Origin of the sequence: Lonepinella sp. BR2474 (assembly GCF_051851555.1) — a bacterium.
Lineage (GTDB): Bacteria > Pseudomonadota > Gammaproteobacteria > Enterobacterales > Pasteurellaceae > Lonepinella.
In genome coordinates this window covers 38,709-62,498 of sequence record NZ_JBPDVH010000006.1, presented here as the reverse complement: position 1 = coordinate 62,498, position 23,790 = coordinate 38,709, and the positions used below count along the sequence as shown (strand labels likewise).

The 23,790-nt window shown below is 41.2% G+C and carries 32 protein-coding genes and 1 pseudogene; 3 read left to right on the top strand and 30 right to left on the bottom strand.

All coding sequences use genetic code 11. The features are described 5' to 3' along the window. Positions 1–12: 12 nt before the first annotated feature. The 12 genes and pseudogenes from rpsH to lsrA form a co-directional block, all read right to left on the bottom strand. Entirely contained in the window at positions 13–405 is a 393-nt protein-coding gene (gene rpsH / locus ACTG7Q_RS08190) for a 30S ribosomal protein S8 (protein WP_439242721.1), read from the bottom strand. A gap of 34 nt (positions 406–439) precedes the next feature. Next, complete coding sequence (rpsN, locus tag ACTG7Q_RS08185; RefSeq protein ID WP_132302871.1) at positions 440–745, bottom strand: 30S ribosomal protein S14; 306 nt, start codon at positions 743–745, stop codon at positions 440–442. Between the two features lie 12 nt (positions 746–757). Then, complete coding sequence (rplE, locus tag ACTG7Q_RS08180; protein ID WP_132302870.1) at positions 758–1,297, bottom strand: 50S ribosomal protein L5; 540 nt, start codon at positions 1,295–1,297, stop codon at positions 758–760. Between the two features lie 17 nt (positions 1,298–1,314). After that, positions 1,315–1,626: a 50S ribosomal protein L24 gene (rplX, locus tag ACTG7Q_RS08175; protein WP_439242719.1), complete on the bottom strand. Its 312-nt coding sequence runs from the start codon at positions 1,624–1,626 to the stop codon at positions 1,315–1,317. A 14-nt stretch (positions 1,627–1,640) separates the two neighbouring features. After that, positions 1,641–2,012 carry a 50S ribosomal protein L14 gene (gene rplN, locus ACTG7Q_RS08170; RefSeq protein ID WP_132302868.1) on the bottom strand — a complete coding sequence of 124 codons (372 nt, stop codon included), beginning with the start codon at positions 2,010–2,012 and terminating at the stop codon, positions 1,641–1,643. A gap of 214 nt (positions 2,013–2,226) precedes the next feature. Next, entirely contained in the window at positions 2,227–2,904 is a 678-nt protein-coding gene (locus ACTG7Q_RS08165; protein ID WP_439242717.1) for a ribulose phosphate epimerase, read from the bottom strand. Then, positions 2,897–3,206: pseudogene (gene lsrG, locus ACTG7Q_RS08160) on the bottom strand ((4S)-4-hydroxy-5-phosphonooxypentane-2,3-dione isomerase). Before lsrG ends, ACTG7Q_RS08165 begins: the two are co-directional and overlap by 8 nt. Before the next feature lie 74 nt (positions 3,207–3,280). Continuing rightward, positions 3,281–4,159 (bottom strand): 3-hydroxy-5-phosphonooxypentane-2,4-dione thiolase, encoded by an 879-nt coding sequence (gene lsrF / locus ACTG7Q_RS08155; RefSeq protein ID WP_439242715.1) that lies wholly within the window; start codon positions 4,157–4,159, stop codon positions 3,281–3,283. A 12-nt stretch (positions 4,160–4,171) separates the two neighbouring features. Further along, positions 4,172–5,188 carry an autoinducer 2 ABC transporter substrate-binding protein LsrB gene (gene lsrB / locus ACTG7Q_RS08150; RefSeq protein ID WP_439242713.1) on the bottom strand — a complete coding sequence of 339 codons (1,017 nt, stop codon included), beginning with the start codon at positions 5,186–5,188 and terminating at the stop codon, positions 4,172–4,174. Positions 5,189–5,247: 59 nt separating this feature from the next. Next, positions 5,248–6,237 (bottom strand): autoinducer 2 ABC transporter permease LsrD, encoded by a 990-nt coding sequence (gene lsrD / locus ACTG7Q_RS08145; RefSeq protein ID WP_439242711.1) that lies wholly within the window; start codon positions 6,235–6,237, stop codon positions 5,248–5,250. Positions 6,238–6,246: 9 nt separating this feature from the next. After that, the gene (lsrC, locus tag ACTG7Q_RS08140) at positions 6,247–7,236 is read right to left on the bottom strand and encodes an autoinducer 2 ABC transporter permease LsrC (RefSeq protein WP_439242709.1); all 990 of its coding nucleotides are present in this window, start codon (positions 7,234–7,236) and stop codon (positions 6,247–6,249) included. A gap of 11 nt (positions 7,237–7,247) precedes the next feature. After that, a complete protein-coding gene (lsrA, locus tag ACTG7Q_RS08135) occupies positions 7,248–8,762 on the bottom strand; it encodes an autoinducer 2 ABC transporter ATP-binding protein LsrA (RefSeq protein WP_439242863.1) in 1,515 nt (504 codons plus the stop codon). A 232-nt stretch (positions 8,763–8,994) separates the two neighbouring features. Between lsrA and lsrR the strand changes: the two genes are divergently transcribed. Both lsrR and lsrK read left to right on the top strand, forming a co-directional pair. Continuing rightward, complete coding sequence (lsrR, locus tag ACTG7Q_RS08130) at positions 8,995–9,954, top strand: transcriptional regulator LsrR (RefSeq protein WP_439242707.1); 960 nt, start codon at positions 8,995–8,997, stop codon at positions 9,952–9,954. 30 nt (positions 9,955–9,984) lie between these two features. Continuing rightward, complete coding sequence (lsrK, locus tag ACTG7Q_RS08125; RefSeq protein ID WP_439242705.1) at positions 9,985–11,559, top strand: autoinducer-2 kinase; 1,575 nt, start codon at positions 9,985–9,987, stop codon at positions 11,557–11,559. A 221-nt stretch (positions 11,560–11,780) separates the two neighbouring features. Here lsrK and ACTG7Q_RS08120 read toward each other — a convergent pair whose 3' ends face one another. The 13 genes from ACTG7Q_RS08120 to ACTG7Q_RS08060 all read right to left on the bottom strand — a co-directional run bounded on the left by ACTG7Q_RS08120 (position 11,781) and on the right by ACTG7Q_RS08060 (position 18,721). Further along, positions 11,781–12,137 carry a hemocin immunity protein gene (locus ACTG7Q_RS08120; protein WP_439242703.1) on the bottom strand — a complete coding sequence of 119 codons (357 nt, stop codon included), beginning with the start codon at positions 12,135–12,137 and terminating at the stop codon, positions 11,781–11,783. A 78-nt stretch (positions 12,138–12,215) separates the two neighbouring features. Beyond that, positions 12,216–12,473 (bottom strand): 30S ribosomal protein S17, encoded by a 258-nt coding sequence (gene rpsQ / locus ACTG7Q_RS08115; protein WP_439242701.1) that lies wholly within the window; start codon positions 12,471–12,473, stop codon positions 12,216–12,218. Next, positions 12,473–12,664 carry a 50S ribosomal protein L29 gene (rpmC, locus tag ACTG7Q_RS08110; RefSeq protein ID WP_078239930.1) on the bottom strand — a complete coding sequence of 64 codons (192 nt, stop codon included), beginning with the start codon at positions 12,662–12,664 and terminating at the stop codon, positions 12,473–12,475. Before rpmC ends, rpsQ begins: the two co-directional genes overlap by 1 nt. Continuing rightward, positions 12,664–13,074 carry a 50S ribosomal protein L16 gene (gene rplP, locus ACTG7Q_RS08105; RefSeq protein ID WP_386695011.1) on the bottom strand — a complete coding sequence of 137 codons (411 nt, stop codon included), beginning with the start codon at positions 13,072–13,074 and terminating at the stop codon, positions 12,664–12,666. The genes rpmC and rplP overlap by 1 nt, the downstream gene beginning before the upstream one ends. A gap of 13 nt (positions 13,075–13,087) precedes the next feature. Further along, positions 13,088–13,795: a 30S ribosomal protein S3 gene (rpsC, locus tag ACTG7Q_RS08100; RefSeq protein WP_132299970.1), complete on the bottom strand. Its 708-nt coding sequence runs from the start codon at positions 13,793–13,795 to the stop codon at positions 13,088–13,090. A 17-nt stretch (positions 13,796–13,812) separates the two neighbouring features. Continuing rightward, the gene (rplV, locus tag ACTG7Q_RS08095) at positions 13,813–14,145 is read right to left on the bottom strand and encodes a 50S ribosomal protein L22 (protein WP_012072223.1); all 333 of its coding nucleotides are present in this window, start codon (positions 14,143–14,145) and stop codon (positions 13,813–13,815) included. 10 nt (positions 14,146–14,155) lie between these two features. Beyond that, positions 14,156–14,431 (bottom strand): 30S ribosomal protein S19, encoded by a 276-nt coding sequence (gene rpsS, locus ACTG7Q_RS08090; protein WP_005539416.1) that lies wholly within the window; start codon positions 14,429–14,431, stop codon positions 14,156–14,158. A gap of 25 nt (positions 14,432–14,456) precedes the next feature. Beyond that, positions 14,457–15,278, bottom strand: a complete 822-nt coding sequence (rplB, locus tag ACTG7Q_RS08085) for a 50S ribosomal protein L2 (RefSeq protein ID WP_439242698.1) — start codon at positions 15,276–15,278, stop codon at positions 14,457–14,459. A gap of 19 nt (positions 15,279–15,297) precedes the next feature. Continuing rightward, entirely contained in the window at positions 15,298–15,603 is a 306-nt protein-coding gene (gene rplW, locus ACTG7Q_RS08080) for a 50S ribosomal protein L23 (RefSeq protein WP_439242696.1), read from the bottom strand. Beyond that, positions 15,600–16,202: a 50S ribosomal protein L4 gene (gene rplD / locus ACTG7Q_RS08075; protein ID WP_386691562.1), complete on the bottom strand. Its 603-nt coding sequence runs from the start codon at positions 16,200–16,202 to the stop codon at positions 15,600–15,602. Before rplD ends, rplW begins: the two co-directional genes overlap by 4 nt. Before the next feature lie 14 nt (positions 16,203–16,216). Continuing rightward, positions 16,217–16,843, bottom strand: a complete 627-nt coding sequence (rplC, locus tag ACTG7Q_RS08070; RefSeq protein ID WP_386687933.1) for a 50S ribosomal protein L3 — start codon at positions 16,841–16,843, stop codon at positions 16,217–16,219. Between the two features lie 17 nt (positions 16,844–16,860). Continuing rightward, on the bottom strand, positions 16,861–17,172 hold the full coding sequence (gene rpsJ / locus ACTG7Q_RS08065; protein ID WP_001181005.1) for a 30S ribosomal protein S10: 312 nt from the start codon (positions 17,170–17,172) through the stop codon (positions 16,861–16,863). 307 nt (positions 17,173–17,479) lie between these two features. Continuing rightward, positions 17,480–18,721: an MFS transporter gene (locus ACTG7Q_RS08060; RefSeq protein ID WP_439242694.1), complete on the bottom strand. Its 1,242-nt coding sequence runs from the start codon at positions 18,719–18,721 to the stop codon at positions 17,480–17,482. 207 nt (positions 18,722–18,928) lie between these two features. Between ACTG7Q_RS08060 and ACTG7Q_RS08055 the strand changes: the two genes are divergently transcribed. After that, positions 18,929–20,035, top strand: a complete 1,107-nt coding sequence (locus ACTG7Q_RS08055; RefSeq protein WP_439242692.1) for a Gfo/Idh/MocA family protein — start codon at positions 18,929–18,931, stop codon at positions 20,033–20,035. Between the two features lie 39 nt (positions 20,036–20,074). On the opposite strand, the gene ACTG7Q_RS08050 is transcribed toward ACTG7Q_RS08055, so the two are convergent. The 5 genes from ACTG7Q_RS08050 to rpoH form a co-directional block, all read right to left on the bottom strand. Continuing rightward, positions 20,075–21,145 (bottom strand): Gfo/Idh/MocA family protein, encoded by a 1,071-nt coding sequence (locus tag ACTG7Q_RS08050; protein WP_439242690.1) that lies wholly within the window; start codon positions 21,143–21,145, stop codon positions 20,075–20,077. Next, positions 21,145–21,849 (bottom strand): FadR/GntR family transcriptional regulator, encoded by a 705-nt coding sequence (locus ACTG7Q_RS08045; RefSeq protein ID WP_439242688.1) that lies wholly within the window; start codon positions 21,847–21,849, stop codon positions 21,145–21,147. The genes ACTG7Q_RS08050 and ACTG7Q_RS08045 overlap by 1 nt, the downstream gene beginning before the upstream one ends. 90 nt (positions 21,850–21,939) lie before the next feature. Further along, positions 21,940–22,359, bottom strand: coding sequence for a type II toxin-antitoxin system VapC family toxin (locus ACTG7Q_RS08040; RefSeq protein WP_439242861.1), 420 nt, complete (start codon positions 22,357–22,359; stop codon positions 21,940–21,942). A gap of 2 nt (positions 22,360–22,361) precedes the next feature. Next, on the bottom strand, positions 22,362–22,625 hold the full coding sequence (locus tag ACTG7Q_RS08035; RefSeq protein WP_439242686.1) for a type II toxin-antitoxin system prevent-host-death family antitoxin: 264 nt from the start codon (positions 22,623–22,625) through the stop codon (positions 22,362–22,364). A gap of 125 nt (positions 22,626–22,750) precedes the next feature. Next, a complete protein-coding gene (rpoH, locus tag ACTG7Q_RS08030; RefSeq protein WP_439242684.1) occupies positions 22,751–23,596 on the bottom strand; it encodes an RNA polymerase sigma factor RpoH in 846 nt (281 codons plus the stop codon). Positions 23,597–23,790 lie beyond the last annotated feature (194 nt).

Sequence of the window (23,790 nt, the reverse complement as noted above, 5' to 3'; positions counted from 1 at the left end):
CCTACCTCTCCATTAAGCTACATAACAGATGATTTCGCCGCCTAAGCCCGCTTGACGAGCCGCACGATCAGTCATCACACCTTTAGATGTAGAAACCACAGCAACACCTAAACCACCCATTACTTTTGGTAACTCGTCTTTACGTTTGTAAATACGAAGACCAGGACGGCTTACACGTTGAATACTTTCTACAACTGGTTTACCTTGGAAATATTTTAACGTAATTTCCAATTCAGGTTTTACACCTTCTAAAACGTTTACGCTTTCAATGTAACCTTCTTCCGCTAATACATTGGCAATTGCCACTTTTAGCTTGGATGAAGGCATACTGATCGCAACTTTGTTCGCAGCTTGACCGTTACGAATGCGGGTCAACATATCTGCGATTGGATCTTGCATACTCATTTGCTTTTACTCCGATTCCAAAATAAAGTGGATATTACCAACTTGCTTTCTTAAGACCTGGGATCTCACCACGCATGGCTGCTTCACGGACCTTAATACGGCTCAAACCAAACTTACTTAATACGCCGTGAGGACGACCAGTTTGGCGACAACGGTTACGTTGGCGACTTGGGCTTGAATCACGCGGTAAAGTTTGTAACTTTAACACCGCACTCCAACGATCTTCATCAGAAGAATTTACGTCAGAAATGATTTTTTTCAACTCTACACGTTGAGCGTAGAACTTCTCAGCCAATTTAACGCGTTTTACATCGCGTGCTTTCATTGATTGTTTAGCCATTGATAACCTGCCTTATTTACGGAATGGGAAATTAAAGGCAGCAAGTAGTGCTTGGCCTTCTTCATCATTCTTCGCTGTTGTGGTAATAGTAATATCTAAACCACGAACACGATCAACTTTATCATAGTCGATTTCAGGGAAGATGATTTGCTCACGCACACCCATACTGTAATTACCACGACCATCAAATGATTTCGCACTTAAACCGCGGAAGTCACGAATACGTGGAACAGCAATTGTAATTAAACGTTCAAAGAACTCCCACATACGTTCACCACGTAGTGTTACTTTACAACCGATTGGATATCCCTGACGGATTTTAAAGCCAGCAACAGATTTGCGTGCTTTTGTTACTAAAGGTTTCTGACCGCTAATCGCTGCTAAATCCGCTACTGCGTTATCTAGCAATTTTTTATCGGTCAATGCTTCACCCACACCCATATTCAGGGTAATCTTTTCGATTCGTGGGACTTGCATGACAGATGCGTAGTTGAATTTATTTTTCAATTCATTCACTACTTGATCTCTGTAATAATCATGCAGTTTCGCCATCGCATTACTCCAGTTTGTTAAATAATTTCATTATTAGATTTGAAGAAACGGACTTTTTTGCCATCTTCAATTCTAAAACCTACACGGTCAGCTTTGTTAGTTGTTGGATTGAAGATCGCTACATTTGACGCATCAATTGGCGCTTCTTTCTTCACTAAACCACCCTCTTTGCCTAAAGCAGGTACAGGTTTTTCATGTTTAGTAATGATTTTAATACCTTCAACAAGAACTTTACCGTTTGGTAACACTTGAGTTACCTTTCCACGTTTGCCTTTATCTTTACCGGCAAGAACGATTACTTCATCATTTTGACGAATTTTTGCAGCCATTTCTTATCTCTCCCTTATAGTACTTCTGGTGCTAAAGAAATGATCTTCATAAACTTCTCAGAGCGAAGTTCACGCGTCACAGGTCCAAAAATACGGGTACCGATAGGTTGCTCCGTGTTATTATTTAAAATGACACAAGCGTTACCATCGAAACGAATGACTGATCCGTCTGGGCGACGAACACCCTTTCTAGTGCGCACGACAACTGCTTTTAACACATCACCTTTTTTCACTTTACCACGAGGAATTGCTTCTTTCACAGTAATTTTGATGATATCACCAATAGCAGCATAACGACGGTGCGATCCACCTAGAACCTTGATACACATTACGCTACGAGCGCCTGAGTTATCAGCAACGTCTAGCATAGTCTGTGTCTGGATCATATTAGTGCTCCGTTTAAGTTAAAAAACACCCTTGCGGGACGAACCTACTTACCTTAGGATAAGTAGGTCGGTGAGTTTATCAAAAAGACAAGATAAAATCAACTGGATTTTCAAGGAAATATTCGCTATCAGAAACTTTGTAGAAATAAACCGCACTTTGTTTTAAGTAATAAAAAGTGCGGTTAAAAAATAAGAGATTTTGACTTTAATTTTTCTATTTTAACCCCCATTGCTTTAACGTCATATCAAGATCATTGGACTTAAAAAATGCACTCCCCGACACCACCCAATCAATATCATAATCTTGCAATTGTGTCGCCAGCTCCAACGTCATTGAGCCATCAATCGCAATGAGCTTAGATTGATGATGTTTATCAAGTAATAGATGCAATTGCTGGATACGCTCAAACAGTTGCGATGGATTCATTTTAACGCCTGTTCTTGGATCAAGCGTTAACAGTTGAACCAAATCGACCCATTGCAGATAGTCAGAGAGTTGCTCCAATGGCGTATCAGGGCAAAGGCTAATGCCCACAACGGATTCCGTTTGTGAATGAATCCATTGAGCCGTTTCTAGCAATGACAGCTTGCTTTCCAGTTGTAACGTAATAATATCTGCTCCAAGAGCAACACATTCTTGTACCAATGTACTGGGATCTTTCACCATCAAATGCACATCTTTTAGAAATGGCTCACCAAAGGGTTTTAATGCCATTGTACCAACGGTAAAAAGTGGTGACCAATTACCATCAGCAATATCAAAATGCAATAAACAAATATGATGACCTACTAAAGTGGCTAAGGTTTCGGGGAATTTCATCCAATCCGATGACAAAATTCCCACGCTCACTTTCTGTTGTTTTAACGCTTGAATACGTTGTTGTCTATTCATCGCTGATGATCTCTGGATAAATCCACTTAAACAGTTTCTTTTGGCGAGGTTGCGTCATTAACGGCTCAAGTTCCGCCACACAACGATGATAATGTGCCGTTTGGCGGTGGGCATCCAATGCAGCTTCGTCTTTGTAGACTTCATAGGCATAAAATCTCGTGCTAATGTCGGGATCTTGTAGCACATCAAAACGTAAATTGCCTGGGTTCTTGACGAGTGCCTAAGTGGTTACGTTGGAAAACTTGCAAGAATTCCTGCTCTTTTCCTGCTTTAATATTAATTTCAACGAGCATGGCAAACATAATATTCTCCTTAAAATTCTCTTGAAGAACACCGCACTTTTTGTTGATTTTCCGCCAAAAAGTGCGGTAAATTTTTAACGATTTTTTTCATCTAAATAAAGTTGGTACGCCTGTTGAGCGTTCTCGCCTTGATGAACCACGGCGTGTACGGCTTTTAACATAGCAATCGGAGCTTCGGATTGGAAGATATTGCGTCCCATATCCACACCCGATGCCCCTTGGTCAATGGCTTGATAGCACATTTCCAAGGCATCTTGCTCAGGCAATTTTTTACCGCCAGCAATCACAATCGGCACAGAGCAACCTGCGGTAATTCGCTCAAAACCCTGTTCTACATAATAGGTTTTGATAATGCTAGCACCCATTTCGGCGGCAATGCGAGTGGCTAAGGAAAAATAGCGTTGATCCCGTTGCATATCCTTGCCCACGCCTGTCACTGCCATCACGGGCATACCATAACGCATACCCTGATCCACTAATTGAATGATATTTTTAATGGATTGATGTTCGTGTTCCGAGCCGATATAAACTTGAGCCGCCACGGCATTCACATTGAGACGCAAGGCATCTTCTATGCTGACCGCCACCGCTTCGTTGGACAATTCGGTCAAAATAGAATTTGCCCCTGATGCTCGCAATACCACCGGTTTATTGGTAGCAGGTGGCACGACTGAACGCAAAATCCCACGGGTACACATTAACACATCGGTATATTCAAAAAGCGGTGCAATATGTAAATCAATTCGCTCAAGCCCTGTGGTTGGCCCTTGGAAATAGCCGTGATCAAAGGCAAGCATAATGGTTTTGCCTGTTTTGGGATTAAAGATATTGGCAAGACGGGATTGCATTCCCCAATCTAACGCCCCACTGCCTTTTAAATAAAAAGCGTGATTTTGTTGTGGCTTGCCAATGCCAAAATCTTTGCCATCTCGAATATCATCTAAATCTGCCATATTGTACTCCTATTAGAAATTATATTGATCAATATTATCGGCGGTGAATACCACACGTTCAGGTAACAACACGATGCCATTGCCTTTGGCTTCATAGTCGTAGCCTTGCACTTTATTCGGTGAAACTTCTACCGCTCCTACGCCTTGAACATCCAATTTATCCCCAACATTTAAGGTTTTCCCTTTCAATAATTCGCTTGCTACGGCAACCGAAATTTTGCCTTGTTGCGTTACATCCCATAAACCGAATTGTTTCACGGTGCCACGTTTGACATAAGGTCGCATCACATTCGGTGTGCTAAAGCCGACAATGGTCACACCGTTCACTTTCAAATTTTCGGCGGCTTGTGCGGCGGCTGGTAACGCATTGGCATCAGGGGCGATAATTGCATCTAAATCGGGATAGGCTTTCAAAATACCTTCGGCGGTTTGCAACGATTTAATCGCATCGTTATAACCAAATTGGGTAGTCACAATTTCCCATTCAGGATGATCTTTAGCAATTTTCTGTTTTGCCACATTGACCCATTGATTTTGGTCGGTCACGGTTGGACTAGAATAGAAAAAGGCGACTTTGGCTTTCGGTTTGCTGATTTGATTCGCTGCCATATCCACTAGCATTGCTCCAAGCTGATCTGGTGTGCCTTGATCGATGTAATGGCTACGACATTCAGGTTTGGTATCAGAATCCCACGTCAAGATTTTCACGCCCCGTTTCATTGCACGTTGTAAGGTAGAGCATAAGCCATCTGGCGAAACCGCCGCGACGACAATGGCGTTATAACCTTGATTGACGAAGTTATTAATTAATTGTACTTGATTGGAAACACTCGGTTCAGTTGGACCGTCATAGGTTACGTCAACACCTAAGGTTTTCCCCATTTCTACCGCACCTTGTCCACCGCTGGTAAAGTAGCCTACGCCCACCAGTTTAGGAATAAAGGCGATACGATCTGTCGCTTGTGCTGCACTGATGGAAGATAAGCCCAATGCCACCGCAAGTGCGGTTGTTTTAATTACATTTTTCATAATAATACTCCTTAGTTGAGTTTTTGAAGGAAACACACCAAACAGCCAGTATGTTGATTTTAATTTTTTAACCATTGCTGTTTTAACCAATGGCGAATCTGTCCAGAATATTGACTGAGCGATTTACCGATTAACACAATGATCAGCAATGCACCTGATAACGCACTGGAAATTTCATTAGCAATCCCCACCATTTGTAACCCCTGTTGCAAATATCCAATGAGCAAGGCGGCGATTGCCGTACCAATAATCGAACCTGCACCACCATAAATATTCGCTCCACCTAATACCACGGCAGTCAACACAGGCATTAACAAAGAACTGCCGAGATCAGAACGAGCGGAGCCAAAATAAGACACCAGTAAGACGGCAACAAAGGCGGCTACGAAACCGATTAACGCATAGATAATAAATAGAGTTCTGTTGATTGGCACGGCACTATAACGTGAAGTGCGTTCACTTTGTCCAATAAAGAAAATACTGCGACCTGTGGTGGTTTTGTGCATTAATAACCAAAATACCAAGGTCATTAGGGCAAAATAAATCATCGGGGTTGGAATGGAGAACAACGTTTGATTAGCAAAATCCAATAGGCTATCAGGAAATCCGCCAATGCCTTCATAACCTGTTGCCCCTGCAAATCCTGACAGTAATAACGCACCGCCGCCATATAAATACATCGTGCCTAAGGTAATGACTAAGGGATTGACTTTGGTATAAATCACTAACAACGCATTGAGCAAGCCACAAAGTCCTCCCACCACAAAGGTCAGCGTGATTGCCAACGGCAACGGCATCCCTGCTTTAAAAAGCAAGCCTAATACAATGGCACAAAGTCCCACGGTGGAACCAAAGGAAATATCCATTCCACCGCTCACAATAATCAAAGTGAGTGGCAAAGCGAGCATACCGATATAGATAAAATCACTGGTACTATAAAGTAATACATTGAGTTCCAACATTCGTGGATTGACAAGACCAAATCCCAAAATTTCTACGACCAGCAAAATCAATAAGGCACTTTCCCAACCATATTTTTTGAAAATCATCTTTTCCCCCTAGGCTTTTTCATCATCTTTTAGAAAACGGGCATAACGCTGTTGCGTGATATTTTTCGCAATCATCACTCGCAAGCGTCCATCGAAAATCAATACCAGCAACAACACCAAGCCAGCTACAAAGTTATTCCAATAGGCTGGCACTTTGAGCAACACTAAAATACTGTCAACTTGAATCAAGAAATACGCCCCGAGTACTGCCCCGATCACATTACCTGAGCCGCCAAGTAAGCTAATCCCCCCAAGAACACAAGCGGCAATGGCTTTCATTTCTAATCCTGCCCCAGTGGAATTAGGTACAAAGCCAATTTGGGAGGCAAATACAATCCCTGCGAGTGCGGCCATTGTGCCGTTAAGGGCAAAAGCCAATAATCGCACTTGATTAATTTTCACTCCCAGTTGCAATGCCCCTTGTAAGTTATCGCCCACCGCATAAAAATGGCGACCAAAGGCTGATTTGGCTAATAATAGGTAAGTCAAGCCAATGAATGCCATAATCAGCCAACCAATCGGTGAGATCCCAGCAAAAATCGGTTCAGATAAAGTTTTCAGGGATTGTGGTAAGCCCTCAATCCATTTACCGCCTGTGATGAGCAACATAATGCCTTTGTATAAGCCCAATGTGCCTAAGGTGGCGACAATGGCTGGGATTCGTAATAACGACACCAGCACGCCATTAAATAAGCCAGCGAAAAAGCCTAACATCACGGTAAGCAGCACCGCTGTAGACAACGCAAAACCTGCGTTAAGCAACGTCCCCACCACCACGGCACATAAGCCCATTGTTGATCCCACCGACACATCAATATTGCGAGTTAAAATGACAAAGGTTGCCCCCATCGCCAGTAAAATCACAATTTGTGCCGAACTAAAAATCATCGTGAGCGTTTGCCAATGAAATTGCCCATCGCCAAATGCCAGTACCAAAAACAGCAAGGCAATAGCGGATAAAATGGTTAATTCACGATTATTTTGAATAAATTTCCACATCATTCACTCCTTTATTCATCACCGTTGAACGCTTTGTGCATAATGTTTTTCTGATTAATATCCGCCCCCATTAAAGGCTGACTCAATTCCCCATCGTGCATCACCAACACCCGATCCGACATCTTCTCAATTTCTTCCAAATCCGAGGAAATAAACAGAATCGCCACATTTTGTTTGGCGATGCCACGAATCAATTGATAAATATCCGCTCTCGCCCCCACATCCACGCCCCTTGTGGGTTCGTCCACAATTAACAAGGCAGGATCCGCATCCAAACATTTGGCAATTAACACTTTTTGTTGATTACCGCCAGACAGCGTGCGAGCTGGTTGATTTTCATCACTAAATTTAATCCCAATGGCTCGATGATAACGTTCCAAAATGGCACTTTCTTTGGCGGCATTAATCCAAAAATCACCTTGATGATAAGTGAATGCACAACTGTTCCACGTCAATGGCGAATCCAAATACAACCCCGAGGCTTGTCTGTCTTCGGGCAAATACACAATGCCTGCTTGTAGCCGTTGTTGAATGGTGGTGTTGTTCATTTCTTCAGAATTAAAGAGAATTTCACCGCACTTTTCTTGGCGTAAGCCATATAGGGTTTCAGCAAGTTCCGTGCGACCAGCTCCCACCACACCAGCCAGCCCTAAAATCTCCCCAGGGTACAACTCAAAAGAAATATTCTTAAAACCTTCGCCCTTGAGATTTTTCACTTGTAAAATCGGTTTGGTGCTATCTTTAATACGATGATGACCTGGTAATTCCAGCCATAGTTTTTGCGACTCCGACATCACTGTTTCTTTAGCCTTTGGCGTAATCGCTGTGATCACTTCATCTTTATTTAAGGCTTGGGTTTGCCCCGTTAAGGCAATATAACCATCTCGCATCACACTCACTCGATGGGCGATTTGCCACACTTCGGGCAATTTATGGGAAATAAACACAATGCCCACGCCTTTTTCTAACAGCGAATGAATTTTATGAAACAGGTTTTCCGTTTCTGCTGGCGTAAGGGAAGCGGTCGGTTCATCTAAAATCAAAATCTGGGCATCACGCATTAGCCCACGCATAATTTCAATCAGTTGCTGATCGGCGACATCCAGCAGACCTGCTTGCATTTCAAGGTTTAAATGCGAGTTCAATTCCTGTAAAAGTGCGGTCAATTTTTCATTTAAATTTTGCGTTTTCGCCAAGCCAAATAGAATGTTCTCCTTGACCGTTAAACTCGGAAAAAGCAAGGGTTCTTGTGGCACCAGATAAATCCCTAACTGATGAGCTCTGGTCGGGGATAATTTGCTATAAGGTTGCCCCTTGATTTCTATCCTACCTGTATCAGGATTTTCTATACCTGCAATGATTTTCATCAATGTCGATTTACCTGCTCCATTTCCACCTAATAAGGCGTGGACTTCACCAGCGTATAAAGAAAAATCAATGCCCTTTAACACGCTGACGCCTGAGAAAGACTTGCTGACTTGATGTACCGCCAGTAAACAGTTGGATTGATCATATTGTTCTGTCATCATAACGCTCCTTGGAAAGAGTGATCAAATGTATTTATAAAATATCATTTGATTTGCATTGTATAGGATTCATAAATAAAAAAGTGTGATCTAGTTCACAATTTTGAAAATTTACTGCCGATTTTTCTCAAATTTGTGATCGAGATCACAATTTTAAGAAAATCTTAAATGAACATTTGATTATTTTGAAAAACAGATGAATAATATAGCCATATTATAAAAGGAAAGCAGAATGAACGATATCGATTTAGAAATTCAAGCTCAAGCCATGAGTGAAGAAGAGCTGTTAGCTCGCATTGCTTGGTTTTATTACCACGACAACTTAACCCAAAATGACATTGGCGAACGCTTGAATATTCCCCGTTTAAAAGTCTCTCGCTTATTGGAAAAAGGACGACAAATGGGCATTATTAAAGTGGAAATTCACTCCGCCTTTACGGGTTGTTTTGAATTAGAAGAAGCCCTGCAACATCATTTTCAATTAAAGCATATTCGGGTGTTGCCAGCCTTGGAAAGCCACGATGTCAATGAACGCCTTGGCAATGGGGCTGCACAGTTATTGGCTTCCCTGTTGAAACCGCAACAATTACTCGCCATTGGTTTTGGTGAAACCATTATGCAAACCATTAAATTCAGCAATGAGTTTATCACCAACAATAACATTAAATTAATCACTTTATCAGGCGGTGTTGGGCCTTATATGAAAGGCATCGGGCAGTTAGACGGATCTTGTTCCGTGAGCATGATTCCCGCTCCGTTGCGAGCGTCATCGGTTGAAGCGGCGAAACTGTTTAAACGAGAATCCTGTATTAAAGATATTATGCTGGCGGCTACAGGGGCAGATGTCGCCATTGTGGGCATTGGGGCAACCTTGCAAAAAGGACAAGCCACGCTGTTACGCACGGGTTATATTAGTGAACAAAAACAACAAGAAATCCGCCAGCAAGGGGCGGTGGGCGATATTTTGGGTTATTTTATGCAAAAAGACGGCACATTGTTGCCAAATATGCCTTTACACGATGAACTCATTAGTCTTCCGTTGTCGGATTTAACCAAAATCCCCCATGTAATTGGCATTGCTGGGGGCGAGAATAAAGTGGAAGCGATTTTAAGTGCGTTACAAGGAAAATACATTAATTCATTAGTCACAGAGGAAAGAACCGCTCGTCTGATGTTGGCACAGTTGGTTTAGGGCGTAATTTTCTCTCACAAGGAGAACAATATGGAAAATTCAACGGCTTATTTAATGGCTCTCGATGCAGGAACGGGCAGCGTGCGTGCGGTGATTTTTGATCTCAACGGCAATCAAATTGTCAGCTCACAACAAGAATGGACGCATTTATCCGACCCGAATATTCCAGGTTCAATGGAATTTGATCTCCAGCATAACTGGCAATTGACCTGCGATTGTATCCGTGGTGCACTTGCACAATCGCAAATCCTAGCGGAACAGATTGCCGCCATTTCCACTTGTTCCATGCGAGAAGGGATTGTGCTGTATGATCAGGCGAAAAACCCCATTTGGGCTTGTGGCAATGTGGATGCCAGAGCCAGCGAAGAAGTGAATGAACTCAAAACCTTAAATGATCATCAATTTGAACAGCAAGTTTATGCGGTGTCAGGGCAAACTTTGGCACTAAGTGCCATTCCACGGCTACTTTGGCTGGCTCATCATCGCAGTGATATTTATCGCCAAACCAAAGCCATTTCGATGATTAGCGACTGGCTCGGGTTTATGTTAAGTGGCGAATTAGCCGTTGAACCGTCCAACGCTGGCACCACGGGCATGCTCAATTTACACAGTCGCCAATGGCAACCTGAATTATTAGAGATGGCAGGATTACATTCCGATATTCTCACGCCGGTGAAAGAAACGGGCGAACTGTTGGGCTATGTGCAAGCCGACATTGCTCAACAAACGGGATTAAAAGCGGGTACGCCTGTGATTGTGGGCGGTGGCGATGTGCAACTGGGTTGTATTGGTTTAGGCATTACTGAAGCCTCACAAGCAGCGATTATTGGCGGCACATTCTGGCAACAAGTGGTGAATCTTCCAGAGCCTGTCACCGATCCACAAATGAATGTGCGAATCAATCCGCATGTGATTTCACCCATGGTGCAAGCGGAATCCATTAGTTTTTACACAGGCTTAACCATGCGATGGTTTCGTGATGCCTTTTGTGAAGAAGAAAAAATCTTGGCAAAACGTCTTGGCATTGATACTTATACCTTACTTGAACAAATGGCAGAAAACGTTCCCGTGGGAGCAAATGATGTGATCCCGATTTTCTCCGATGCCATGCACTTTAAATCTTGGTATCACGCCGCCCCCTCTTTTATTAATTTGTCCATTGACGCGCAAAAATGCAACAAAGCCACCTTGTTTCGGGCATTAGAAGAAAACGCCGCCATTGTGTCTTCTTGCAATCTCGATCAAGTCAAACAATTTTCAGGGGTAAATTTAAGCGAAATCGTCTTCGCAGGCGGTGGCTCAAAAGGGCGGTTATGGAGTCAAATTTTAGCCGATGTGACGGGCTTAACCGTGAAAATCCCTGTAGTCAAAGAAGCCACCGCATTAGGTTGTGCCATTGCCGCAGGGGTGGGAGTGGGGCTTTATTCCTCCCTTTCCGAGGCAGGCAAAAAACTGGTGAAATTTGAACGCACGCATCAACCCAACCTTGAAAATCACCAGCTTTATCAAGCTCATAAAGCTAAATGGGAGAATGCCTACTCGGCACAGTTGAAATTGGTGGATAATGGGGTAGTAACTTCCCTTTGGAAAGCACCAGGGTTGTAAAACTGCGGTGAAAAATTTCGAAGGAATTTCAACGTTGCGGAGCAACGGGAGCAAAGTCACGAGTAATTCCTTTGGGAATTGTGGGTAAAAAATCATAAATTTTCTAACAGAAAATCCCAGCAATTGCTGGGATTTCTGAACTAATTATCATTAAACGGATTAAACAACTTCACCCTCAATACTAGAGCGTGTTCCTAAAAAATAAGTGCGGTAAAAAATAGCTATTTTTTCATTCTACTTAAGGATCTTGATACATAAAAATCAACATCTTCTTCCGAATAGCCTAACAGTAAACCGATCTTCTTTTCGTTTTCGGGAATAAATTTTAGAATTTTAATCAATTCAGCTAATAAATCCGCCTCTTTCTCCGCTTCTGGCTTATAAACAATTTGAGCGGTTAAATCACATTTAGGCGAAGATGAAATAAAAACTTCTTTTAGTCGAAATGTACCTGATTTAATATAAGGAATAAAACTCTCAGGAAATTCATAATCACTATAAAAAAGGGCGATATTTTTCTGACCATTTCGCATTAACTCAAATTCTTTGCCTTCGTGAGGACCGATAGTACCTTTCATTTTCATCTCTTTTATCACGCCTTAAGACAAAAAAGCCCAACACAATCGTGCTAGGCTTTTTCTATTTATGATCGAAGATTAAGCAATCACTGCTTTTTCAACGACACGAACCAATGTCCAAGATTTGGTTTTTGAGATAGGACGAGATTCTTTGATCTCTACTACATCACCAATTCTTGCTTCGTTATTTTCATCGTGAACGTGTAATTTAGTAGTGCGGCGGATAAATTTACCCAATAGTGGGTGTTTCACTTTACGCTCAATGGCGATAGTGAAAGATTTATCCATTTTATCGCTGATTACACGACCTTGAACTGTACGAATTTTATCAGTCATTACTCACCCGCCTTTTCGGTTAACACAGTTTTAATTTGTGCAATACTACGACGCACTTGTTTTAACTGATGGGTTTGTTGAAGCTGACCGGTGGCTGCTTGCATACGCAATTTGAATTGTTCACCTAAAAGGTTCACTAACTCAGCATTCAGCTCTTCAACGTTTTTGTTTCTTAGTTCTTGAGCTTTCATTACATCACCGTCTTAATTACGAACGTTGTTTTAATTGGAAGTTTCGCCGCTGCTAATGCGAAAGCATTACGAGCGATTTCTTCGGAAACTCCGTCCATTTCATAAAGTACTTTACCTGGTTGGATAAGAGCTACCCAGTATTCCACGTTACCTTTACCTTTACCCATACGAACTTCTAATGGTTTTTCAGTAATTGGTTTGTCTGGGAATACACGAATCCAGATTTTACCTTGACGTTTAACCGCACGAGTCATGGCACGACGTGCTGCTTCGATTTGACGTGCTGTTAAACGACCACGACCCACCGCTTTTAAGCCGAATGTACCGAAACTTACTTCAGTACCACCTGCTAAACCACGGTTACGTCCTTTGTGGACTTTACGGAATTTTGTACGTTTTGGTTGCAACATTTAGCAGTTCTCCTTACTTACGACCTTTGCCACGTGGTGCCTTTTTAGGCTGGGCAGGTTGTTGTTCTGGTTGTTGTGCAATTGCAGCCATTCCACCTAAAATTTCACCTTTGAAGATCCATACTTTTACGCCGATTACGCCGTAAGTGGTATGTGCTTCTGCAGTGTTATAATCGATGTCCGCACGCAGTGTATGTAATGGCACACGGCCTTCACGATACCATTCTGAGCGTGCAATTTCTGCACCACCTAAACGACCGCTTACTTCAACTTTGATACCTTTAGCACCTAAACGCATGGCGTTTTGTACTGCACGTTTCATTGCACGGCGGAACATTACACGGCGTTCTAATTGAGAAGCAATGCTGTCTGCAACTAATTTTGCATCTAATTCAGGTTTTTTCACTTCAGCAATGTTGATTTGAGCAGGCACACCAGCGATTTTCGCTACTGCGTTGCGTAATTTTTCAACATCTTCGCCTTTTTTACCGATAACGATACCTGGGCGAGCTGTGTGAATAGTAACACGAATGCTTTTTGCAGGACGCTCAATAGTGATGCGTGACACTGAAGCACTCGCTAATTCTTTATTCAAGAATTTACGTACGTTGAAATCGCCTTCTAAATTATCGGCGAAGTCTTGTGTATTCGCGAACCAAGTAGAGCTCCAAGGCTTAACAATACCTAGGCGAATACCATGTGGATGGACTTTTTGACCCATTTGCTATTCCTCTACGATTAACGATCTGACACAACCACAGTGATGTGGCTTGTACGTTTTAAAATGCGATCTGCACGGCCTTTGGCTCGTGGCATAACACGTTTCATACTAGGACCTTCGTCAACGAAAATCTTAGCGACTTTGAGATCATCGATATCTGCACCGTCATTGTGCTCGGCGTTAGCAATCGCAGACTCAAGAACTTTTTTCACTAAAGCCGCGGCTTTTTTGTTAGTGTAAGTTAAGATCTCAAGTGCAGCTGCTACTTTCTTACCACGGATTAAATCCGCAACTAAGCGAGCTTTTTGAGCTGAAGTGCGAGCGTAACGATGTTTTGCTATAGTTTCCATCTTTTACCTCTTACTTCTTAGCTTTTTTATCCGCAGCGTGACCGCGGTATGTACGAGTCGGTGCAAATTCGCCTAATTTATGTCCGATCATTTCATCGGAAACATAAACAGGAACGTGCTGACGACCATTATGGACTGCGATGGTCAAACCAATCATTGATGGAATGATCATTGAACGACGGGACCAAGTTTTAATTGGTTTTTTATCCCCGCTTTCCACCGCCTTCTCTACCTTCTTCAACAAGTGTAGGTCAAGGAAAGGACCCTTCTTGAGAGAACGTGGCATGGCTTATCCTCTTATTTAATTAAAATTATTTGCCACGACGACGTACGATAAATTTATCAGTACGTTTGTTGTGACGAGTTTTCTTACCTTTGGTTTGAACGCCCCAAGGAGTAACAGGGTGTTTACCGAAGTTACGACCTTCACCACCACCATGTGGGTGATCTACTGGGTTCATTGCAGTACCACGAACGGTAGGACGGATACCTCTCCAACGGCTTGCACCTGCTTTACCAAGTACACGCAACATATGTTCAGAGTTACCGACTTCACCGATGGTCGCTACACATTCTGCTAATACTTTACGCATTTCGCCAGAACGTAAACGCAATGTCACGTAGTTACCTTCACGTGCGATGATTTGTACATAAGCCCCTGCAGAACGAGCGATTTGACCGCCTTTGCCTGGTTTTAATTCAACGTTATGTACAGTCGAACCAACTGGAATATTACGCATTGGTAATGAGTTACCCACTTTAATTGGTGAGTTTACGCCAGCTTGGATTTGATCGCCTACTGATAAGCCTTTTGGTGCTAAGATGTAACGGCGTTCACCGTCTTTGTAAAGCACTAATGCAATATTGGCAGAACGATTTGGATCATATTCAAGACGCTCAACAACCGCTGGAATATCCAACTTATTACGTTTAAAATCAACTAAACGATAATGTTGTTTATGACCACCACCGATATGGCGAGTAGTAATACGTCCTAAATTATTACGACCACCTGTTCTTGATTTAGTATCAAGTAAAGGTGCATAAGGTTTACCCTTATGTAATTCAGGGTTCACGATTTTAACAACGTGACGACGACCAGCGGAGGTCGGCTTACATTTAACGATAGCCATTTCTAGTTTCTCCTCCTAATTACTCTGTCGCACCTTCAACGAAGTCCAAAGATTGACCTTCTTGAAGTGTAACATAAGCTTTTTTCCAGTCGCTACGGCGACCCACTTTCGCACCACGGCGTTTAGTTTTACCTTTAACAACCACAGTACGCACTGAATCTACTTTCACTTCGAAAAGTTGAGCAACTGCGTTAGCAATTTCAACTTTATTGGCATCTAATGCCACTTTGAAAACGATAGTGTTTGAGCCTTCAGCATTATTTGTTGCTTTCTCAGAGATAAGCGGTGCTTTAAGCACACTTAGCAAACGTTCTTGTTGAATCATGCTAACATCTCCTCAATTTGTTTTACTGCATCCACAGTCACAACCACTTTATCGAAAGCAATTAAGCTCACAGGGTCGATACCTTGAACATCACGCACATCAACTTTATATAAGTTGCGTGCTGCTAAGAATAGATTTTCATCTAAACTTGCAGTAATGATTAATGCGTCTGTTAACGCTAAATCTTTTAATTTTTGAACTAATGACTTCGTTTTTGGTGCATCAATTTCGAATTTTTCCACCACAACCAAACGGTCTTGACGAACTAATTCAGAAAGAATGCTTTTAATTGCACCACGGTACATTTTTTTGTTCACTTTTTGGCTGTGATCTTGTGGTTTCGCAGCGAATGTGATACCACCAGAACGCCAGATTGGCGATTTAATATCACCAGAACGTGCACGACCTGTACCTTTTTGACGCCAAGGTTTTTTACCTGAACCAGACACTTCAGCACGAGTTTTTTGTGCACGAGAACCCTGACGAGCACCTGCTGCATAAGCAACAACTACTTGATGAATTAACGCTTCATTAAACTCACGTCCGAAGGTAGTTTCAGAAACGCTGAGTGCGTTAGCACCGACAACTTGTAATTCCATCTCTATCTCCTGACTTACGCTTTAACCGCTGGTTTCACGATAACATTACTATCAGTTGCACCTGGAACGGCACCTTTGACTAATAATAATTTACGCTCAACATCAACACGAACAACTTCAAGTGATTGAACGGTTACACGTTCAGCACCTAAGTGTCCAGCCATTTTTTTACCTTTAAACACACGACCTGGGGTTTGGTTTTGACCAATAGAACCCAACACACGATGTGATAAAGAGTTACCATGTGTAGCATCTTGAGTACGGAAATTCCAACGTTTAACACCACCTTGGAAACCTTTACCTTTTGATGTACCAGTAACATCGACTTTTTTAACATCTGCAAAGATGTCAACATTAATTTCTTGACCTAAAGTGAATTCCTCACCTTCAGTACGAAATTCCCATAAACCGCGACCAGCTTCAACACCTGCTTTCACGAAATGACCAGCTTCTGGCTTAGTTACACGACTTGCTTTTTTAGAGCCAGTAGTAACTTGAACAGCAGAATAGCCATCGTTTTCAAGAGTTTTCACTTGAGTCACACGGTTGGATTCAATTTCGATAACGGTAACTGGAATTGACACACCGTCTTCAGTGAAGACACGCGTCATACCAACTTTACGACCGACTAAACCAATCATTGTAATAACCTCTTAAATTAACCTAGGCTGATCTGCACGTCAACGCCGGCAGCCAGATCTAAACGCATCAATGCATCAACAGTTTTTTCTGTTGGCTCAACAATATCAACTAAACGTTTGTGCGTACGGATTTCATATTGATCACGTGCGTCTTTATTAACGTGTGGTGAAATCAATACGGTAAAACGTTCTTTACGAGTTGGTAAAGGAATTGGACCACGAACTTGTGCACCAGTACGTTTAGCTGTTTCTACGATCTCCGCCGTAGATTGATCGATCAAGCGATGATCAAATGCTTTTAAGCGGATACGGATTCTTTGGTTCTGCATTAGACCAGAGCTCCAATAATTTTTAGCTAATAAAAAACTGACACCATCACCTTTGTACAACTTAAATAAAGGGAAGTGCAGCAGACCTATTTTAGCTCCCAAATCGGGAACATTTTATCTCTCACATATCGTAAGAGTACGTTTAATAAATGATTACATTAAACGACTTTCGGATTGAAAGTGCGGTGGATTATACAAGGATTAAAATGTATTTGCAAGGAATTTAATAAATGATTCATAAAATTATGCTACTCATTTCATATAAAATAAGTAGCATAAAAGATCTCAACAATTATTTAGTATTGTCTTATTTTTGAATACATTGATTACGTTGCTGAATACGTTCAGGAATCCGTAAACCAACTAATAACACTAATGTTACCGTCCAAAACAATGTCACATAAACCAATGATTTTCCTAATCCCACCTGTTCACTCACTTTTGCCGCAATAACAGGAGATACACCGCCACCAATAGCAGCAACATTATAGATAAAACCAATGCCTGCACTACGCATTTCTGTTGGGAAGAATTTAGACATATATTTTGGTACTAAACCTGCAATCCCTAAGTTTGTAGCCATTAAACAGAACAATAATGCACCAAGTAATGCAGTATTGCCCTCTGGAAGATAGAACGCAGGGAATAAAAAGATCAATGAAAGTAATAGACCCACGATAAAGGTTTTTTTCTCTCCCCATTTATCACCCACAAATCCGGAAATTAAGGTACCAATTAAAATACCAAAACCAGCCCAGAACATTAAGGATTTCACACTTTCGGCATAGCCATTTTCTTTTAAATAAAGAGGTAACAAACCTGTAATTGGCCAGTTGACGGAGAAAATGGAATAACATACAGCAAAAATAATCAATGTGGTGGCTAATTGCTGTTTAGAAAACAATGCCCATAAAGACACTTTATTCGTTTTGCCCGCATCTCTTGCTTTTTCCCACTCTTCACTTTCAGGCGCATGACGGCGAACATAAAGGACGAGAATCACAGGGATTAATCCAATAAAGAACGCCACTCTCCAACCATAATTAGCAGAAACAGTCGGAATAATTTGCGATGCTAAAATATTTCCTACCGAAAAACCGCTGACTAAAAAAGCACTGGCTTTGGTGCGTAAATGCTGTGGCCAACTTTCTACTGCATAAGAAGATGAACAGGCATATTCACCTGCCATACCCATTCCTACTATCATTCGGAAAATGAATAACCAAATGAAGTTAGTGGATAAACCACACAAGAATGTGCCGACAGAATAAACAATAATGGACACAATCATAGCTAAACGTCGCCCATGTTTATCGGCAAAGCTACCAAAAATCGCCCCTCCTAGCGGGCGGGCAATAAAGGCTGCCAATAATAAAGTTGATGTTTCTGTGGTCGTCATACTAAATTCTTTCTGAATATCCAGCAGAACATAGGTTATTAACATATAGTCAAAACCATCAAAAACATAGCCTAGCCAAGCAGCAAATAATGCTTTTTTCTGCATTGGATTCACTTCTTTATACCACGGAAGTTTTGTTACTGTACTCATAGTAGTCACCTTATTTTTAGTTGATGATAAAAAATGTGCGTTAGATCACAAAAATTAAATTTAGATCTTATTACCACTTGCACTTCTTAAGATATGACGTATGATGTCATATATCAGATCTAAAATAAAGAGATCTAGATCACACTTTTGAAAAAAAGTTTAAAAAAATTTATTTTTAACATCAAATCATCAAATAAGGAGTTTTCTATGAATATTCGTTATGGCATTGTTGGTACAGGCTACTTTGGTGCGGATCTTGCTCGAGCATTAAAAACTAATGACGGTGCAATTATTTCTGCGGTGTACGATCCTGAAAATGGCGAAACCATTGCACAAGAACTCGGTTGTGATAATACGGACAGTTTGTTGGCACTGGTATCTCGTGATGATGTGGATTGTGTGGTAGTGGCGACACCGAATTATCTACACAAAGAACCTGTATTGTTAGCAGCTCAACATAAAAAACATGTTTTCTGTGAGAAACCCATTGCGTTAAATTATGCCGATTGCAAAGAAATGGTAGAAACCTGCAAAAAACACGGTGTCATTTTTATGGCGGGGCATATTATGAATTTCTTCAATGGTGTACACCACGCAAAAGAGTTAATTAACAGTGGAGTGATTGGCAAAGTACTTTATTGTCATTCAGCCCGTAACGGTTGGGAAGATGTGCAACCGAGCATTTCGTGGAAAAAAATTCGGGAAAAATCTGGCGGGCATTTATATCATCATATTCACGAATTGGACTGTATTCAATTTTTAATGAATGGCATGCCTGAAACTGTCACTATGACGGCGAATAATGTAGCTCATCAAAGTGAACATTTTGGTGATGAAGATGATATGTTATTTATTAATATGGAATTTTCTGATGGTCGATTTGCTGTCTTAGAATATGGTTCGGCTTTCCGTTGGGGCGAACATTATGTGTTAATTCAAGGGGAGAAAGGGGCAATCAAAATTGACATGTACCATTGTGGTGGAACATTGCGAGTCGATGGCAAAGACAGTCATTTCTTAGTTCACGAAAGCCAAGCCGAAGATGATGATCGCACAAGAATTTATACCAGCACAGAAATGGACGGCGCAATTCAATACGGTAAACCTGGGAAACGTACGCCACAGTGGCTCAATTCCATTATTCACAAAGAAATGGCATATTTACACAAAATTATGTCGGGCATGAAACCGACCGCTGAATTTGAAAAATTACTAACAGGGGAAGCCGCACTGGCAGCCATTGCAACGGCAGATGCCTGTACGCTTTCACGTTATCAGAATCGTAAAGTGGCATTAGCTGAAATTGTTAAATAAAAAATTGTAGGGTGCGGCCCATGTGTCCGCACCCTACAATTATTCATATTTAACCTGAATCTGTCTACCTTGCCGAATAGATTCTTTTGCCGCCACTGCGACACAAACCGCTTTGTGGGGATTCACGCTCAACATATTTGCCTTATTCAACGCAAAATTCTGTACAATATAGTCCGCTTCAATTTCTGTTGCCCGAGTGAGCCAATAAGGACATGAGGTGCTAATCTGATTATATTTCTGCACACCTTTACTATGTTCCCGTAAGGACAAATCTGCTTCAAATTCATCGAATAAATTAAACTGCTGACGATGTCCCTGAGCAGATGTCAAGGTAACTGTAGATGTCGTAAAATTAATAACTAAAGAACCCAATTCACCGTGAATTGCAATATCCCATTTGTGCAAACGGTATGCTGTTCCCATTTCTAGCGAACCATAAATACCATTTTCAAATTGTAGCAAGACTTGAATAATATCGTGGTTAGCTGGAAAATCTAAATGGGCTTGGTTGGTAGCTTGAGCATAAACAGAACTGACATCGCCCAATAACCAACACAACAAATCCAATTCGTGGATTTCGTGCAACAGTTTACCGCCTGTCAAATTCACATCATTTTTCCACCAATTTTGCGTTTCGCCTGAATCAATCCAACGCTGACGATTGGCTCTTGCCACAGTTAATTTGCCTAGTTGATGTTTTTCTAAAATCATTTTTGCTTTTTGCAACCCAGGCATGATTCGCAACAAATGCCCCACAAATAAGCCAGATTGTTGCTGTTTCGCTAACGCTATTAACTCCGTACAATCTTGTTTTGTTAAGGTAAAAGGTGTTTCAATAAACACCGCACTTTTGGCTTGCAATGCTGTTTTTGCAATATCAACATGCGTATTATTATAGGTAGCAATTAGGGTTAAATCAGGTTTCTGCTCTGCCAATAATTGCTCTAATTGCTCATAGCATTGACTTTGGCATCGTTCCGCTAATTGTCTAGCCAACACCATATCTAAATCCACCATTCCCACCAAATTGGCACCCGCTTTTTGGAATGCCAAAACCAACTGTTGACCAAAGAAACCACAGCCCACTAAAGCGACTTTTAAACCTTGCATTATTGTTTCTCCTGTACAATCAAACGTTGTCTAATTTGATGAAAATAGCTCAAAATACTGTGTTGAAACCGATCCACATCACGGCTTTCTACCGCATCGACCCATTCTTGATATAACATTGCCAATTCAGTTGGTGTATAAGGTGGAGCAGGCAATTCCGTATCAAGTAACTCAAAAATCTGCCAAAAAGCATCTAAATACTGGGATAATAAAGGATTATGTACCGATTGATAGGTTTGCAAATGAATGGCTTTTTCGATCTCCAACGCATATTGCTGTTGACGAGCCTGCTGTTGTAATTGCTTCACCAAAAGCTGTAATTGTTCCACCTCTTCATCGCTGATTCTCGCCAATGTCAAAGAGGCAAAGCCATATTGTAAAATCTCTCGCACATCTAAAATATTCAATAGATACTGACAATCATTGGCTAAATCCAACTGAGCGTGAAAGGCAAGCGTGCGAATCATCGGGGTCATTGATGACTGCCCAACAAATGTTCCTACACCGTGTTGAATATCCAGAATATGTAAGGCCTCTAATGATTTAATAGCTTCCCGAAGACTGGAACGGCTCACCTCTAATTGCTCAATGAGCTCGTTTTCCGTGGGCATTAAATCACCTGCTTTCAGGTGACGTTGCAAAATGATGTGCTTGATTTTTTCTTGTAAAGCCAAGCTTGCTTCTTTTTTGGCAGATTTTTTCATAACGTTAGTTTATATTTCTGAAATCAGAAAGTGTATAACAAAATACCGTTTCATCAATCTAAAAAGTTTTGTTGAATTTTAACACAATTTCTATTCCCTAAACGGATTAAAAACCAATAAATCTTTCATGTCCAAATCTTTAATATTACGAGTAACCAAGGTCAACTGATGTTGCAAGGCTGTGGCTGCGATCCAAGCGTCATTTTCAGGGCGTTTGTTGGGAACATGTAATTTGGCACAGATTTCTGCAGTCTGTGAATCAATAGGTAAGATTCGCCCCTGAAATTGACGTTTTACCGTATTTTCAAACCAAAATTGAATGATTTTTGCTTGAGTGGGATCTCGTCTGTATAAGGCTAAAATACCACGTTCAATTTCCATGATAGAAACCGCAGAAATAAAGGTCTGATCTTCCGTGACGTTCTTTGCCCACGCAACTACCCCAACATTGGCATAACCCAAGGGAATTTTACGTATTTCGCTAATAATATTCGTATCAATTAAGAACATCATCAGAACTCCACATCTGGACGTTGATGATCCACTTCACGATCTGGCAAGATTAAATCAATTTCTGCAACTTGTGGGTTGCTACTCGCAAAAATATCATATAATGATCGAGAAGATGAAAGCTGAGTTAAGCGTTGATATTCCGTATAATTTAATACAACAATATCAGGCGTACCATGTTTGGTAATCAACACGGGTTCTATTTTTGCAATTTTGTGGGCTTTTCCTGTATTTTGGTAAAATTCCCGACTGGTAATCACATTCATATTCCCTTTCCTTTCCATTGTAAATATTAGCTAATGCTACTACATTAGTTATATTGTTACAACAAAAATAAACAGATAACAAAAAAGATCGAATTTCTTCGATCTTTTTTCTTGTAATAAATTCCCTAAAAATTCACCGCACTTTTCAATTTCTTCAACGCATTAGTTTCCAACTGACGCACCCGTTCAGCAGAAATATTATACTTAGCAGCCAAATCATGCAATGTCGCTTTATCATCATCTAACCAGCGGGCTTTAATAATGTCTTGGCTCCGTTCGTCCAAGGTTTCCATGGCGTTACTTAATTGCTCAACGGCTTGGTTTTCAAAGTTTTCATTTTCTAATTCCGCAGCGAAATTGGAGCTTTTATCTTCCAAATACATCACGGGAGAAAAACTACTTTCTTCGCTATCTTCATTGGGCAAATCAAAACCAACATCGGCCCCCGTCATGCGACTTTCCATTTCGATCACGTCTTGTTTAGACACGCCGAGCTCATTGGCCACTAAATCCACTTCGTTTTCGTTAAACCAACCTAAACGTTGTTTGGTTTTACGTAGGTTGAAGAACAATTTGCGTTGTGCTTTAGTGGTTGCCACTTTCACGATACGCCAGTTACGGAGTACATATTCGTGAATTTCGGCTTTGATCCAATGCACTGCAAATGACACCAAGCGTACGCCCACTTCTGGGTTAAAGCGTTTGACCGCTTTCATCAAGCCAATATTACCCTCTTGAATTAAATCCGCTTGCGGTAAACCATAGCCTGAATAACCACGAGCAACGTGAATCACAAAGCGGAGGTGTGACAAAATTAAGGCTTTTGCCGCATCAAGGTCCTCTTTGTAGTACAAACGTTCCGCCAATTCCTTTTCTTCTTCTGCCGTGAGCATTGGGTACGCATTAGCGGCACGAATATAACCCTCGAGATTACCTTGCGGAACTAACATCATTTGTGCTTCTTTATTCATCGCTTTCCTTCTTCAAATGTAAGACGAAATAGTTTCTGTCTTTATAACATAAAACAGCAAAAGATCAACTGCTTTCAATTTTATGTTAAATTAGACCGCACTTTTTTCATAAAAGTTCCGCTACTTCATAAAATATTTAGCCAAGAATCTGCCTTGATTAATAGCTTAAACCTTTTTGTCAATTTTACCGAGTT